This window comes from Paenibacillus doosanensis (genome assembly GCF_025060755.1).
GTDB lineage: Bacteria > Bacillota > Bacilli > Paenibacillales > NBRC-103111 > Paenibacillus_S > Paenibacillus_S doosanensis.
Genome location: NZ_JANYUY010000134.1, coordinates 1 through 547 on the forward strand (window position 1 = coordinate 1; position 547 = coordinate 547).

The 547-nt window shown below is 47.5% G+C and carries 1 protein-coding gene; it reads right to left on the reverse strand.

What is annotated here, in order from left to right; genetic code table 11:
- Positions 1 to 101 precede the first annotated feature (101 nt).
- A partial coding sequence (locus tag N0M98_RS33745) for a group II intron maturase-specific domain-containing protein (RefSeq protein WP_310944685.1) occupies positions 102 to 547 on the reverse strand: 446 nt, incomplete at its 5' end.

Below are 547 nucleotides of genomic sequence, written 5' to 3' on the forward strand. Positions count from 1 at the left end.
CCTAGAGTAAAGGGCAGAGAAATCTGCCCCTCCTCATCAAACCGTACGTGAGGTTTTCCCTCATACGGCTTTCCGATGTTCGTCATTCATGTGCATGCAGATTACAAGAGCGTTTTAAGTCCATATTGACTACTTAGGAACCTCACTTCTTGTAGCGAACTCATCCATCTTGCGCGTTGCCTCTTCTTGGCATACCATCTCGTGAGCCTCTGCAAAATGTACCAGTCCAACTTTGCCAGCTTTAATTGGCTGTAAGCCGTGTAGTAATAGTTCCTCCACCCCTGAATCTTAGGATTTAGCCATTCCACATGTTCGAGAAATGATTTATGCCTCATGTTCGGCGGGGCCAGACGTTCTTTTACGACCTCCCGGATGCGTTCTTCCGCTTTCCGGGCCAACCATTGTTGGGTTGTATAGTACACCTTCCCTTGAGAAGTTTCCGCTTTCGTTTTGCGATGGTGCATGCCAAGAAAATCAAAGCCTTCTTCTCCTGTCCAAAGTCCGACGATGCGTGTTTTGGTCGGGTGTAACGTCAATTCAAGACGAT